The 14,493-nt window shown below is 39.8% G+C and carries 13 protein-coding genes; 8 read left to right on the top strand and 5 right to left on the bottom strand.

Going from position 1 to position 14,493, the window contains the following annotated elements; translation table 11 throughout:
- Positions 1 to 42 precede the first annotated feature (42 nt).
- Positions 43 to 1,161, bottom strand: coding sequence for a tyrosine-type recombinase/integrase (locus EV146_RS24675; RefSeq protein ID WP_132011350.1), 1,119 nt, complete (start codon positions 1,159 to 1,161; stop codon positions 43 to 45).
- Positions 1,162 to 2,447: 1,286 nt separating this feature from the next.
- Positions 2,448 to 3,230, bottom strand: coding sequence for a 2OG-Fe dioxygenase family protein (locus EV146_RS24670; protein WP_132011349.1), 783 nt, complete (start codon positions 3,228 to 3,230; stop codon positions 2,448 to 2,450).
- Positions 3,231 to 3,543: 313 nt separating this feature from the next.
- Here EV146_RS24670 and EV146_RS24665 point away from each other — a divergent pair, with 313 nt between their 5' ends.
- From EV146_RS24665 to EV146_RS24630, 8 genes are all read left to right on the top strand, one after another.
- Complete coding sequence (locus tag EV146_RS24665; protein WP_121614385.1) at positions 3,544 to 3,747, top strand: helix-turn-helix transcriptional regulator; 204 nt, start codon at positions 3,544 to 3,546, stop codon at positions 3,745 to 3,747.
- Positions 3,744 to 4,193 (top strand): hypothetical protein, encoded by a 450-nt coding sequence (locus EV146_RS24660; protein ID WP_219916469.1) that lies wholly within the window; start codon positions 3,744 to 3,746, stop codon positions 4,191 to 4,193. The genes EV146_RS24665 and EV146_RS24660 overlap by 4 nt, the downstream gene beginning before the upstream one ends.
- Positions 4,194 to 4,206: 13 nt before the next feature.
- The gene (locus tag EV146_RS24655; protein ID WP_132011347.1) at positions 4,207 to 4,683 is read left to right on the top strand and encodes a small multi-drug export protein; all 477 of its coding nucleotides are present in this window, start codon (positions 4,207 to 4,209) and stop codon (positions 4,681 to 4,683) included.
- 19 nt (positions 4,684 to 4,702) lie between these two features.
- Positions 4,703 to 5,371 (top strand): GOLPH3/VPS74 family protein, encoded by a 669-nt coding sequence (locus tag EV146_RS24650; RefSeq protein WP_132011346.1) that lies wholly within the window; start codon positions 4,703 to 4,705, stop codon positions 5,369 to 5,371.
- A 42-nt stretch (positions 5,372 to 5,413) separates the two neighbouring features.
- Positions 5,414 to 6,337: an ABC transporter ATP-binding protein gene (locus EV146_RS24645; protein ID WP_132011345.1), complete on the top strand. Its 924-nt coding sequence runs from the start codon at positions 5,414 to 5,416 to the stop codon at positions 6,335 to 6,337.
- On the top strand, positions 6,337 to 7,113 hold the full coding sequence (locus EV146_RS24640) for an ABC transporter permease (RefSeq protein WP_132011344.1): 777 nt from the start codon (positions 6,337 to 6,339) through the stop codon (positions 7,111 to 7,113). Before EV146_RS24645 ends, EV146_RS24640 begins: the two co-directional genes overlap by 1 nt.
- A gap of 10 nt (positions 7,114 to 7,123) precedes the next feature.
- The gene (locus tag EV146_RS24635; RefSeq protein WP_132011343.1) at positions 7,124 to 7,867 is read left to right on the top strand and encodes an ABC transporter permease; all 744 of its coding nucleotides are present in this window, start codon (positions 7,124 to 7,126) and stop codon (positions 7,865 to 7,867) included.
- Between the two features lie 209 nt (positions 7,868 to 8,076).
- Complete coding sequence (locus EV146_RS24630) at positions 8,077 to 8,355, top strand: AbrB/MazE/SpoVT family DNA-binding domain-containing protein (protein WP_132011342.1); 279 nt, start codon at positions 8,077 to 8,079, stop codon at positions 8,353 to 8,355.
- 95 nt (positions 8,356 to 8,450) lie between these two features.
- Here EV146_RS24630 and EV146_RS24625 read toward each other — a convergent pair whose 3' ends face one another.
- From EV146_RS24625 to EV146_RS24615, 3 genes are all read right to left on the bottom strand, one after another.
- Positions 8,451 to 10,631 (bottom strand): peptidase domain-containing ABC transporter, encoded by a 2,181-nt coding sequence (locus EV146_RS24625; protein ID WP_132011341.1) that lies wholly within the window; start codon positions 10,629 to 10,631, stop codon positions 8,451 to 8,453.
- Between the two features lie 67 nt (positions 10,632 to 10,698).
- A complete protein-coding gene (locus EV146_RS24620; protein WP_132011340.1) occupies positions 10,699 to 13,920 on the bottom strand; it encodes a type 2 lanthipeptide synthetase LanM family protein in 3,222 nt (1,073 codons plus the stop codon).
- Positions 13,921 to 14,128: 208 nt separating this feature from the next.
- Complete coding sequence (locus EV146_RS24615; RefSeq protein ID WP_121614376.1) at positions 14,129 to 14,356, bottom strand: mersacidin/lichenicidin family type 2 lantibiotic; 228 nt, start codon at positions 14,354 to 14,356, stop codon at positions 14,129 to 14,131.
- Positions 14,357 to 14,493 lie beyond the last annotated feature (137 nt).

Here is a 14,493-nt window from a genome sequence, read left to right as displayed (position 1 = left end):
AGTTAATCAAAAGTGTGCGGCTTTTTGACCTTATATTAATGTCTATCTAAATAAGTTGACCTTGTTCAGATGAACATGTGAATCATCCTGATTGATGCGTTCCAGGTATATATTCGTGGTGGAAATATCAGAATGACCAGCCCAGTCTTTCACTATGGCTAATGGAACATCATTTTCCAACAGAAGGGTCACGAATGAATGGCGGAACCAGTGAGGTGTTATTTTTGTATTTCTTCCTGCCAAGTGTACTGCTTCCTTAACGATTTTATAAAGGGCTGGGTATGTTAACCTTTTTTTATTTGTAATAGGAAGATTTTTATTATACATTGGAAAAAAAACTGGATTTGTATCTTCAATATTTACCTCAGTCGATTCCCCAATGCTTTTTCTGTAGTTAAAAAGCATTTCCATTGTTTCTTCTCTTATCGGTATTGTTCTAGGCTTGTTTCCCTTTCCAATCACATCAGCATAAAGATGCCCTTTCCGGTTATAACGGAAGCTTCCCCAATTCAAACTTAACAGCTCACTGGCACGAAGTCCTGTTGTATAAAGTAAATAGCCAATCAGAAGGTTCCTCTTCTCCAGCTGTTCCCGATTCCTTGTAGCCTTTACAATTTTGGGGAAGAAGGAAATTAGATATTCTGCATCCTTCTGTGATAATTCCCGGACCTGCACCCTGGTCTGGGTTTTTTCGTTCCGAGTTTCTTCTATTATATGGTGTCCTTTTTTATATACCGGTTTTGTGATCCAGGTGGAGAGGTGGGCTTTATAAAATTGTGTCTCATATCCAAAATCCAATAACCTGCGGAAAAACTCCAATTTCCGTTTGGCCGACTTCACTGCATACTTTTCCTTGATGTATCTGTTGTAGGCTTTCACTTCCGGAAACCCGATATCCTTGAATGAGAGAGAGTGGTCCGCCAAAAAGTGAAGGAGGGTTTTCGCATCCGAACGGTACGCCCTTACTGTATGGGGGGAAAGCTGTTTATCCGGATGGAAAATTTTCTCCAGAAAGAACAATTCGAGAAAATCCTGTTCCGAACTTTCCGCAAGCGTTAGGTTCCGATTTTCATCCAGTAGGTTGCGGGTATATAATTGATCGGCCAAGTTTGCCAAGTACTGTTTATCATCCATATGGGAGAGAAGTGTCAAGTCGTTCACTTTTGACCTCCTATGAGTTAGTTAACCATAATTACATTATGTATAGTAAAGATAACGCCTCCTTATCTTTACTATGAGTTTAACATAGAATATTTGTTCTGTCTCTATTATTGGCCTGAATTTTTAGATGTTCTCTGTAAATTTTTAGGATGTCGGAGATTCGTTCTCAGACGAAATGAAATATTCTTTTGTGTATGGTTGTCCGTCTAATTTCGCCAGAGAGCGAATTAGAAAAGACATTTTTTGTAATTTTTTTGCATTGGTTTACAACTATTTCTCATAGGAACAAAAGGGTTGATCATGTGAAAAGGAAGGTTTGCTGCCAAAGTGGCCAATAAGCGTAATAAAACCTGTTGTCTATTTTAGTAGTTGTATATCAAAACTCTTGGAAAGCTTAATTTCATTTCTTTACCATCAGACTTTTAAACACTAAAAAAGAATGTCATTTGAAAAGGTATCGAGGATGTCCCTTATTACGTCACGTTTAAAATTTTGGGAGTAAAAGAAAGGCAGGGATTTACTTAAAAGAAATGAGAGTCTTTTGTGATTGGTTGGTTGTCCGTTTATTTTTTTTATGTATGTTTTAAATTAACATTTATAATATTATTATTATTAATGTTTATATTAATATAAATCATTTTAACTATATAAATATAAATGTTCTTATTGTTTTTCAACCCAGATTGATTCGATTAAGATAAAATTCTCCTGATTAGGATGGGATATCAAATGAGAAAAAAGAAACCCACTGCGGAAGTTCGCAATGGATAATGTAGGGGAATATGCTATTATTATTAACAATTTACTGGGATATTAAACTAATTATGGATAATTGGGTATTATTGATAACTGATTTCTAGTTCGATATCCGAGGACCAGAGAAAAGTGGAGATAAAGTACATAAATAATTGATGCTGCCAGGGGCTTTAACCAAACTTGTGCTAAGGTAACAAATACAAGAAAAGTGGAATAAAGGCCTTTAATTAATAGAGGTGGAAAAGAGATCTTGGTGATACCTGCAATTCCCTTTAAAATAAACTAATATTTTCCTCTATTACCTTTTTTAATAAGCCGCTTAACACACTTAATTAAATTATTACACGCTCTTTTTTAAACAAATTTTAAACTTACCTTATATGCATTTTAACCCTAAAAGCCTAACATAGTAGGAGAGTAGTAAATTAAACTGTATAAAAGGTACATCCACTTTCCAATAAATTTTTTTAAAAATGGCAATATTATTCGAAGGTCTTGGTACAAAAAAAAAGTCTTATTGTTATCAGTGCTCAAGTAATAGCAATAACAGTAGGTGTAAAGTCTATAAGGAGGACACCTCTTTCTGCTGGCCGTGACTCTTTCCCTTTCTTAACACCCTTAACATAATGACTGACCTTTTGATCACACACACCATAAGAGTCGAGAGGGTCTTTCAGATCAAATTCATCAAGAATCAAGTTTTCATCAACTTCTTCTCTTTTTAAACCTGCACAGCTTGTGGTAGCGACTGTACTGGTTCCGCCGACCACGTTTTCATAAGTAACCAAATGGACAAATGTAAAAGGTTCTCCGTCTTGATGCATGTTATTAGGAGAAGCTACAGATTCCTGATGATCTTCTTTAACCATATACTTTACAAAATGTACACCAACGTGTATTGGGAGCAGGGTGTCGTGGGTCTTCCAAAAGGTCTCGTTATAATCATATTTTATAATTTCTTTTAGCAACTCATTATCTTTAATTTCCTCGCTCAGTGATGGGAATGCTCGGTATTCCTTAAGGTATTCTGAGTTAAAGCTTCCTTGAAAATATAATGATTGCGCTTGTCCATTTTCATCATAATGGTTTGGAAGCCATTCAAAATGATTGTCCCAAGGATTAATAATTGCACGTGAATATCTTCGGTAACGGTGGCTCCCTAATGAATATGTATCGATGGGCAATCGGTCAAATTCCTCAGTTAACTTTAATAGGTCTAAATTAAAATTCTTAACTGGTAAATCTGTAAGCTGGAATTTTTTGTATCCAAATACCTCCAGATCTTTCTTTTCTTTCAATAACGCATTACTCATCCTTGCACCCCCATTAAAAGTTTAGAAAGATATAGCCTGAAAAGAATCACAACTAAATTACCTTTATTTAACTTTTTATAATAAATATGTATATGTTAATAATAAGCTTTTAATATATGTATGTAAAGTGAAATAATGCCAATAATATTTAATTTTCTTTATAAAAATAAATAAAAAGCAGATTTTTAGTTTGAATTTAATATTTTTTTAGGAATTTCGGCAATTATTTTTGTCAAAATGCAAATGATTGTTGACAAAAATATAAAATGTGATTTATTATATATTTAGTTAATTATTGGAAAGGAATAATGGGATGCTAAAAAACAGAGTCAGAGAAATGCGGGCGCGTCATAAGTTGTCCCAGCAAGATTTGGCTAAGAAGATCGGAGCCACCAGACAAACGATTGGATTGATTGAAAAAGGTGACTATGCGCCGTCCGTGACACTAGCTTTAAAGATAGCCGATGCGTTTAGTGTCACTGTGGAAGAAGTCTTTTACCTCGAAGAGAAAGGATGAGCAAAGTGCTTGAAAAACTAATCAGATCGCCTATAGTTCCAATGTTACTTTTTATTTTGCTAGTTTCTTTTTTCGCTTTTTCCCTGTATGATCCCCAGGATGAAAAACAGATACTGGCCAGGACTTTCCTTTTGTTACTAGCTGCTTTGACTTTTACATGGTATGTACTGGTGAAAAGATTTAATAAAAAGAATCCTGAAAACAGGCTTCGATCAGCAGGTCTAGTTCCTTCAGAATTTCTTGATACTGATGAAGGACAGCAGTGGATCACTTTTAAAGCTTGCCGTAATGTTTATATTTTCTTTTCAGTCGGGCTACCAATTGCAGCAGGTGCTTGTTTTCTGTTCTCTGGATTCGTCCTTACACCCTTTATTGTCATTGGCGTCTTGGGAGTTGGCCAGTACCTGGTATATTGGCAGACAATACGAAAGTTAAATAAATATTAATGGAGGTGTAGATGTGCTGGAATGGGCACAAAATCAATCGGATCTATGGCAATTCATTGTAATTTTTATCATTGCATTTGCTCCCTGGATGGACGTATCCATCGTAGTTCCTATAGGTGTTGCGTGGGGTCTCCCGCCAATGGGCGTTGCAATTACCGCTTTTACTGGAAACTTACTTTTAGTTTTATTGCTAGGATTTTTCTTTAAGCAATTTTACACATGGCGAGAGAAAAGGAGAAAGGAGAAAGGGTTAACTGAGCCTTCCAAAAAAGAAAAAAAATCAAAAGAAATTTGGGAAAAATACGGGATACCCGGTCTAGCCCTCCTTGCCCCTCTTCTTGTTGGTACTGATATTGCTGCCGTTTTGGCATTGAGCTTTGGTTCATCCCGTATCCATGTCATTAGCTGGATGACAGTGAGCCTAGCGGTGTGGACAGCCGTTTTCACAGTCGGTTCGGTGTACGGATTCAGTTTTTTAAACATCATTTGAATGCAGAGGAGTGAGTTTATTGGAAAAACGGTTACCTTTGTCAGAAGAAATGGTCCTACTCGGGGCAAATCAGCTTCGTCTGAAGTATCGTTCATATGTTGAAACCTACAGCATTGGTGCAATCTTTATTGACCTACTATTAAAAAAGAAAATAATGTTGGATGAAAAAGGAAAGGTTAAGGTCCTCGATTCACAAGAGACTGGTATTCATTATTTGGATAAAGTTATCTCAATCCTCAACAAATCATTTAGATCGAAAAAATTAAAAGGGTGGATCAAGTATTTTCATTTCAGAAACCGGCTTAGAGGAAAAATACATTTTTCAATTCTTCAAGAACTACAAAAAAAGGGGGCTATTTTAATCGGGTTTAAACTCCCTTTTCTTCCACTACGAAAAATCACCGAGACGAATCAATCAAAAGAACAGATTGTTGAGTTACTTCATTCTCAGTTAATCACCCATGGAAATCCAAATGAGCAAACCGTAGCGCTCTCATACCTCCTTAAAGAGTCGGGGTTATTAAAGACCTATTTTGACGCAAAAGAAAGAAAGGAAATTATGGAATGTATAAACAGTAAAAAAGACCAGCTCTCCATTGATGTACATTCCATCAAAAAGATTGAAAGAGCAATACAGGATATTACGGCTTGTCTTTCCTCTTTGGGTGGTGCAATTGTCACTCCTTAGCCGTCAATAATTATATTTCAAAATAGTGACAGGAGATGCGAAATGAGCTCAATCATTATTAATACACATGATTTAACCAAATCCTACAAGAATAATAAAGTTGTAGATTCATTAAACTTGAGAGTCGATCAAGGAGAGATTTATGGTTTTTTAGGACCAAACGGTGCAGGGAAAACAACGACGATCCGCATGCTGCTTGGCCTAATACGCCCATCGTCGGGGGAAGTAGAAATATTTGGCCAGAATTTAAAGAAGGAGCGCCTCTCGATTTTAGGTAAAATCGGCTCGCTTGTAGAAACGCCTACTTATTACGGCCACCTAAGCGGCTATGAAAATCTTGAAGCGGCTAGGCGCCTGCTCAGGATAGAAGATGTAGATAGAGTAGGAGAGGTTCTTAAAATTGTCCGACTGGAGAGCGCTAAGGATAAGAAGGTAAAGAACTACTCCCTGGGCATGAAGCAGAGGCTGGGGATTGCCACCGCTTTGCTGAATAACCCTCAGCTCTTAATTCTAGATGAACCTACCAACGGCCTTGACCCTGCAGGGATTCACGAAATACGTGAGTTAATTAAAGAAATGCCTTCAAGGTATGAAATGACAGTTCTGGTTTCGAGTCACTTGCTCAGCGAAATTGAACTTATGGCCACTCAAGTGGGCATTATTCAAAATGGAAAGATGCTTTTTCAGGATTCTATTGAGGTTCTCCGAAAAGAAAGCGAACCTAAGATTAAAATTACTGTCGATAATCCAGTTGAAGCAACTGTTTCTCTTAAAAAAATGGGCATTAATGCAGATTTTAACCAAAATGAAGGTGCGCTTTATATAATTGAGTCTTCCCAGTCCGTAGCAGGGCAAGCCAACAAGGCGTTGGTTGAGGCAGGTTTTACGGTCTCCCGCCTGGAAGGAATAAAGAAGTCACTTGAAGATATTTTCTTGGACTTCACCGGGAGGGGACAGAGTCTATAATGAGGCCGATACTTTCATCTGATTTTGTCAAAATGAAACGATCTTGGTTTTGGGGAATCGTCCTGCTGTTTCCGGCCGTATTGATAGGCGGTACACTTTTGCTCTTACTGCTGAATGCAGGGGATATTCGGCAGGAGGTTTCAGAAGGGAGAAGTTATAACATCTGGGGTACCATGTGGATGATTACCTACTACAGCAACTTTTTCATTATTCATCTGTCCGCCGCTATTCTTTGTTCATATATAGCCAATCTTGAGCACCAGGCGAGGTCTTGGAAGCTGATCTTCTCTATGCCAATATCCAAGCTGAGTTATTATTGGACACGCTATTTGTGGGTATCCATGGGTGTGCTTCTTTCCGGCATAATCCTCATGACGGGATTGTGGATTTCCGGCTATTTGTTTGGAGGAAGTGATACATTGAATCCCTCCCGTCTCTTTTACTTTACATTGTTTCCCTATTTCACTTCTTTTGCATTAATTGGAATTCAGCTATGGATGTCCATGGTTTTGAATAGCCAGGCAATTCCTTTGATTATGGGGGGGGTGGGAATAGCGCTCGGTTTATTTTTGATCCAGCTTCCAGGGGTTACCCAGTACCTTCCATGGGTGCTGCCTTATCAAATTACACTTTCAAATGAAAATATCATTACTGATTTTTCCAGTATAGTGAATGCTCCCCACTTCAATTGGGAGTGGGTATGGTTCAGCATCGGCATTGGCTTGCTTCTCAATATCGTTGGATCCATACATTTTGCCAGTAGGGAAGTAGATTAGGAGGAGGAATATGTTTAAAGATGTATTATGGACCGATTGGTTAAAGCTCAAGAACTTTATTACAATTTGGCTGATCATCCTGATAGTCCCTCTGTTTTTTACCGTAATGGGAGTCGTCAATTATGCTACCAATATTCATGTATTTGAGGAAAATGGAATGGTGGGGTGGATGGGGGCTTGGACCCAAGTGGAGTTTCTGTACGGGATGGTTCTCTGCCCACTGCTTTCAAGTGTGTATCTGGCAATACTTTGCCGGTTTGAGCATGCGAATGGAGGCTGGAAACAGTTATTATCCTATCCCATTCCGAAAACAGACTTTTATCTCTCAAAGCTGATATGGGGATGGCTACTGGTTGGAATCACCAATATCGTGTTGTTCTTATATTTTCTTGTTATAGGAAAAATCATGGGTGTGACAGGTGAGTTTCCGTTTCTTGAATTTCTAGGGCTGTTTCTAAGAGGCTGGTTGGCCATTCTACCCTTGATAGCCCTTCAGACCTGGCTGGCGACTCAATCGAAAAATTTTGCGCTTCCGGTGGCCTTGAATTTTGCCTTCATCATTCCAAACATCTTTGTTTCCAGTTCAAAATACGGAAAATATTACCCTTGGTCACAGCCCGTCTACGCTATGACACCAGAAAACCAAGTTGGCTTCACACAATCAATTCAGGACCTCTACATAGCGGTTTTGGCAGGATTCCTCTTATTCAGCTTCATGGGGATCTGGCACTTCATGCGTACTGAAATAAAATAAAATCAACCAAAAATCAGGAGGTATTATAATGAAAAAAGGAACCATTCTTTCAATTGTAGCTGTAGTAGTTGTTGTATTAGGGATACTTTTCTTATTTGGTCCATTGTCTTCAATCTTTGTATAGAAACTCACTTATCCATGTTTACTACTGTATAAACGGGGTTTACCGGCTGAAATACATTCTAATAAATAATAATGGGGTGAAGTTCATGAAGAGTACCGGCATGGTTCGGCGATTAGACGAGCTAGGGAGAGTAGTAATCCCTAAAGAGATACGCAAGACATTTGAGTTAAGGGAAAGGGACCCTATGGAGATATTTGTGGAGGAGAATCGCATCATCCTCCAGAAATATGAAAATCTAAAGACCTGTGCGATTACCGGAGAAATATCCAACGAGAACCGAAGGTATGGAAACGGAAGGATTGTATTAAGCCCCAGAGGTGCCGAGAAGCTCCTAAGAGAACTTGTCAGTGTTAAATTGATGTGATAGATTTAAGAGTCTTTAAGACTAGACAATTAATTTTGTATGTTGAATTTAAGACCATAATAATGGACCGGGCAACAGTGCCGGGTCCATTATTTTTAACTATAAGCCACCATTTTTGCCTGTTGAGACCAAAGAGATCGGTAGAGTTCACATTCATCAATCAGTACTTCGTGTGTGCCAATTGCCTGAACCTTCCCCTTATCAATGACAACAATGGCATCAGCATCGGTAACAGCAGCCAGACGGTGAGCGATCACAAGTTGGGTTATGCCGTTTTTCCTGAATGTGTCATTCAGTCTCTTTTCGGTGAGAGAGTCCATCTGACTGGTAGCTTCATCTAATATCAAGAGGGAAGGGTTGGTAGCTAGTGCCCTTGCAATCGCTAGCCGTTGTCTTTGTCCTCCTGACAAGTTTTGTCCGTTTTCCCCGATCACTGTGTTATATTTTAACGGCATTGATAGGATATCTTCGTGAAGTGTGGCCATTTGAGCTGCTTGCTCAAGTTGGGTAGCAGGCAAGTCATCAAAGAAGGATATATTTTTATAGATGGTGTCATTAAACAAAAATGTGTCCTGAAGAACTATACCAATCTGGGTTCTTAAATCTTCGTAATCAACCTGGTCCATGCTTTCTGTCCCGTAATAAATCGATCCGTCAGATGGGGTATAGAGCCCCAGTACTAATTTAATCAAGGAACTTTTCCCGCTCCCTGTTGGTCCTACAATCCCTATTTTCTGTCCTGGTTGTACACTCAATGAAATGTCTTGTAAAACGGGGGATTCTCCTTTGTAGCTAAAAGTGACGTTTTCAAAAAGAATCGGTGTGGTTTTAAGGTCAACTTTTGTTTTTTCTCCAAGTTGCGGATTTTGTTCCGTTTTAGCAGAGAGCACGTCAAAGACCCGGTCGAATGCACTAAATAAAATTTGGAAGGACTGAAAGTACGTAATAACAGAGTTTATCGGCATTAAAAATGAGAGAGCTACAGAATTAAAGGCTATCAGGGCCCCGATTGTCATAACTCCGTTAGAGATTTCCCTCATTCCCAGCATCAGGAGAAGCAGCGGAGCGACCAAGCCAATACTGCTCACAATGCTATTTAAAAGTCCGCTCCGATAAAATCTAAGCGAGAAATACCTCATTTGCTCCGAAAATATACCTGTCCAGCCATTTAGTATTTTGTCTTCCCTGCGAGTGGATTTTACGAGCTGAATGCTCCGCAGCCCTTCCATCAAATAGCTTTGGGAGGTCCCTTGGACCGCCAATTCCTGCTGTGAGTAGCTTCTGATTGAATCCAAAAAGAGGAGCATCAAAAAGATTTCAGTAACCGCAATGATTAAGGTAATGCCACTTAAAAATACAGATTGTGTAAACATGGTGACCAGACATACGAGAATCATAGTTAGATCTAGAATTACAGCAATTCCGCTTGTAGACAGGATTTCCCGTATCATGGAGATATTATTAAGTCTTGTTGCAAGGTCTCCTGTATTCCGCTGTTCAAAAAAAGTAAGGGGAAGCTTTAATAGGTGTCTTAGATAATCGACAGAAAGCTCAGTACTGATATGTTTCTGAAGCTGTACAAAGAGAATGCTTCTTATAAATGAAAAAAGAAGGCTTGTAACAAAAATCGCCCCAATAATTAAAAAAAAGTTACTGAACTGAGATTCTTGAAGGTCCATATGCCTGTCTACAATATAGCCGATTACAAAGGGAACTATCAGGCTGAGAGCCTGAACGAGCACCGAAAATACAATCATTAAAATACTGTATTTCGGTTTGATTAGAGCGTAATACAGAAGCTTACTTTTACTGCCCCAGCTGCCGGATCCTTTATTTACTTGCGCTGTACTTTCAAACGTAAGCGCAATGCCGCTGAAATGATCTTCGAGTTCCGATAGGCTTATTTTCCTTTTGCCTTGTGCTGGGTCGACGATGGTTGCTGAAGTAGATCCTATTTTATCCAACACTACGTAATGGCTGTGGTCCCAGTGCAGGATAGCGGGCAAGCTAATTTGATGGAGTTGATCCAATTTCTCTAACTTAAACGCGCGGCATTTAAATCCATGATCTTCCGAGACCTTCTTAAGAGTTAATGCACTGACTCCGTTTCTATATGCCTGACATTCCTCGCTAAGCATATAGAGGGGGGCTTTGTGTTCGTGGAAAGCAAAAACCATCGAAAGACAGGCTGGTCCACATTCGTTCTGACTCATTTGCCTGACAACCGGAACACTTGTCCATCGGCTTTTCCTTTTCTGCTTCTGTCTGGATGGCATAACCTAACCTCCTATAACTCGTCTATACTCTGGAAAACCGAAGTACAGGCGAGTTAAAATTGATAACTTATTTTAAACTTGTCAATGATTCTAAGCGGGTTAATGACGGCACCCCGTCTTGATCATAGAGCTTAAGCAGTCCCAAGCCGATTCCAGCGATACCAACCATCGCGCCGTATGTTTCAAGGTGCTGAGGAAGGCCGCTCTTCCAGCCATTTTCCTGGATTTCCTTTAATACTTTCTCTCCAACTGCATAGCCATACTGTTCCCAGAGTTCATCTCCCAGCACTTGGCTTGCTAGCAACAGTACATCCAGGTTACCTACATCGCCATGACAAAGAGAATGGTCTCTCCCAAAACCTTCTTTGATAATGGTTTCCAGACCTGCTTTTATTTCATCATCAATCAGAGCGTCGGAGTAACCGGCCTTTTTCATGAGCAACCGAGACAAAACTACACCCGCGGCCCCATGGCACCAAGCGCATGGCAGCTGGGGCAGTTCCATCGCAGCAGGGAGGGCCCAATTCTTTTTTTCTTCCATGTAGAGACTTCGTTCATACACTAAACCTTGGCTGAGAGCATCGTAGAACCTATCATCGCCAGTCAATTGAAAAAGTTCGTATAAGGCCCAAACAATCCCGGAGGTTCCGTGAGAAAAACCTGGCAACGCATCTTCTGATACGGAGATTTTCCAACCGATACCTTTAGTCTGATGTATGGCTTTTTGAAGGATCTGTTCTCCGAATTTTCTGGCGGCGTCCAAAAAGATTTCCTCGTTTGTCTGGTTGTAAAGGTCCAGACAGACAATAAGTGATCCGGCGGACCCATCTATAATGTCCACTTCCTGTGTATAAGGAATGGATTCGAGGAGCTTGGGCATCACTTCTTTAATTTCTTCCATTAAGGATGGTTCATCTAATATCACCGACAGGTGATTAATCATATAAATATTTGACAATACCCCAGTAAAAGCACCTAACGCGGCATATTGAGGATAAGTCAACATGTCCCTGAGGGAATCCTTTACAGGAGGCAGGCATTTTTGGACCTGATCCCTATACTTCGGTTCTTTGGTATATTTGTACAAATAACCAAAAAACAAGGCGATGCCGCTTATCCCGTCATATAAATCATTCCCGAGTGGGGCTATTCTCCAGAGGCTCTCAGCATTGTCGGTAAGGCGGGTGCCAATCCACGAAACATCTTTCTGTCCATTATTTGTTCCCTGTATGGACCTATCAATTAGGTAGTCTGCTATTGTTTTTGCTTCCTCCAAGAAAGGCTCTCGCTTGATTTGATGTTCCGGAAGAGCAGGAATGTAACCGGAAGTTTTATCTGATGGTGTTGTTCCCAGCGCCAGCATGGAAAGCTTGATGATTTGAAGCTGTTCCTCATAATCTTTTGGGCCGAGTCCATCGATTTTCTCCAGGGTCTTGGACAGACTGCTCCCTTCATAGTAATTTTCGTAGCAACGTCCCTGACTGTCGTAAATATGCGGCTGTCCTGGTTCTGTCGTGAAGTACGGTATGTCTCCTTCCAACAGGTCCTCTTTCTCTGCGAGAAGGACCTGTTTTAATTCTGGCTGCATATCTGTGTCTAACCATAATTTTCCTAACAGCATCTCCCGGTCAAGCCCATCCCGCAAATAGTCAGGGTGGTAACTGATGGCGAGAAGATTGCCGTATCTGCTAGTGGCCCGCAATATCTGCCTGACTCTTGTATTCTCAAATCGCTTGACCTCGTTTTTAAGGCCATCCTTGTTGCTGGCCAGAAGGCCGTAAGCCTCTTTGAACCCAGCCATCATTTCATCTATATACAGAGTGACATTTACCTTTTCGCCATTTAAGGTTGGGTAATTTGAGCTGGGAGGAATCGTAACATATCCTCGCTCTACTTTCTGTTCATCTGTGTGGTTTGACTGAATAACGGGTACTTTGGAAGGGTAAAGCTGTTCTTCGCCATTCGCCATCCCGCTTATGTTGAGGCCGCGCCCTTCGGCTTTATTGTATAGAGTGAAAACAGGGAGGATATTAGTCGCCAATACAGACTGGCTTAAAGTTTTAAGGGCTATTTCCTGGGCAGTGGCGGAGTCCGTTGACTGGACGGCATCTTGATTAAAAAGGGTCTCAAGATCGATCAGGACAGGATGTTCGCCGCATGCAATCAGATTTTCATTGTGAAAGTCAATCGCATTGATCGAATATAAGAGGGCCAGATAGTAACCCATTCTATGATAAAAGTCTTTTACTTCCTGTTCTGTTGAGCATTCTTTATGTTCGACGAACTCACTCCATCCATAGGTGCCTCTATTCAATAGGCTAATCGGCCGAAGCTCCAGCTTATCCTCTTTTAGTGCGTTGAACCAGTGCAGAAGACCCTGAAAGTGATCATCAATTTCCAAAGACCTTGGTTTATACACAAGGTTTCTTCCATTGCTTAGCTTTAAAATGGCCACTCCTTTGCCGCCATTGTGTGAGTCGGAGATACCCATTGTTATGTCCTCCAAGGCAGAGAATGGAGTACCATTAAAGAAACGTTGTTCAATTGCACTCTTGTCACACAAGAGATGATCGTAAATTTCCGCAAAATTATCAGCCCATTTAATCGTTTTCCCTGAGAGGATCCTCATTAATACAGGGTATTGCCTGTAGATTTCCGCTATGTAGTTTTTATCAGTTAAGAGGGTATCGGAGAAATATTTGTAGCGCTCCTGAGGTGTTTCCCCGACTAAAACTTCACTCAATCTTGCTATATTCAGCTCCAAAGTCAGCGTCCGGAAACTCACTTTGCTTAAAGTTTCAGCCAAATTACGTACAAGTTGGAATAGGACCTTTTCCTCCATTAAAGATCTGCTATGTCTTTTTTCAGTTAATGAGATCGCTTTTTCAATTCTTTCCACTCCGATTTTTAAAAAAGGAAGGAAGAAATTAAAAAAAGTTATCGGTTCTCTTGGATTAAAGGCAATTATCTTTTGGAGAATGGAGGGCAATTTCGGTCTGCGATGATCAAAATTTTCTATATCGCGTATTACTCCCAGCCATTCAGCATCGGGGTCAAAGCCATAGTTTTTATCCTTCATGATTTCCAATAAATCTTTGTGTTCCATGTTATGTAAATGTAAGTTCTTAATAAAAAGGTCTTCGTTTCTTCCCATTCCGTCTATCCAATTGCTGATTCGGAGATTGGAATAGTCATCAGGCTGACTTTCGTACACCAGTTCGTCAGTTGTTTTCTTTTGGACTCTTTCATCCATGAAAAATGCCTTCTTGAAGGCTTGATCTGTAGGCATAAAATCACTCCTATATGTAATTAAAATAACAATCGGGAATAAAGTGGTGGATATTGGGTATATATATAAATATAATCATCTTAGTATGGAAAGAAGATAGCATTGCTGCTATCTTCTCCTAAAGGTATTGTAAGTTTAAGCGGTAAGTATGGTTGCAATAGTGCGGGCTGTTTAAATCATCTGTCCATGATTTGAACAGCTTATGCTATTAGCAAGACCAGCTCCAGCAAGACCAAGATGGACAAATTGAGCAATCTTTTGTCCATGTGCAAACATTCGCACAATCTGCAGCACCTACAACTTGATCAAGATCCGCATCTGAAATTTCCGCAAGAACATCTCCTGCTGGATTTACAGGCATTTGGTTGCGTTCTGCTGCCGAAAGAGCAGAGCGTGTAGCTGGATCTCTCCAGTATTGGATAACTTTTTCATTCATGTTATTCACCTCCTTTAAAGTAAATTTATAACATATTATTTAAAAATGCAATTCTTTTTTTATATTTTCTGATATTTTTTTATATTTTTAAGTATTTCGATATATTTAGCTATGAATATTAGACTGTTACCCTAAGG

The sequence above is a fragment of the Mesobacillus foraminis genome, assembly GCF_004340465.1.
Taxonomy (GTDB): Bacteria; Bacillota; Bacilli; order Bacillales; family Cytobacillaceae; genus Mesobacillus_B; species Mesobacillus_B foraminis.
Note: the sequence above shows the minus strand (reverse complement) of the source record. Positions and strands in the feature narration are given on the sequence as shown.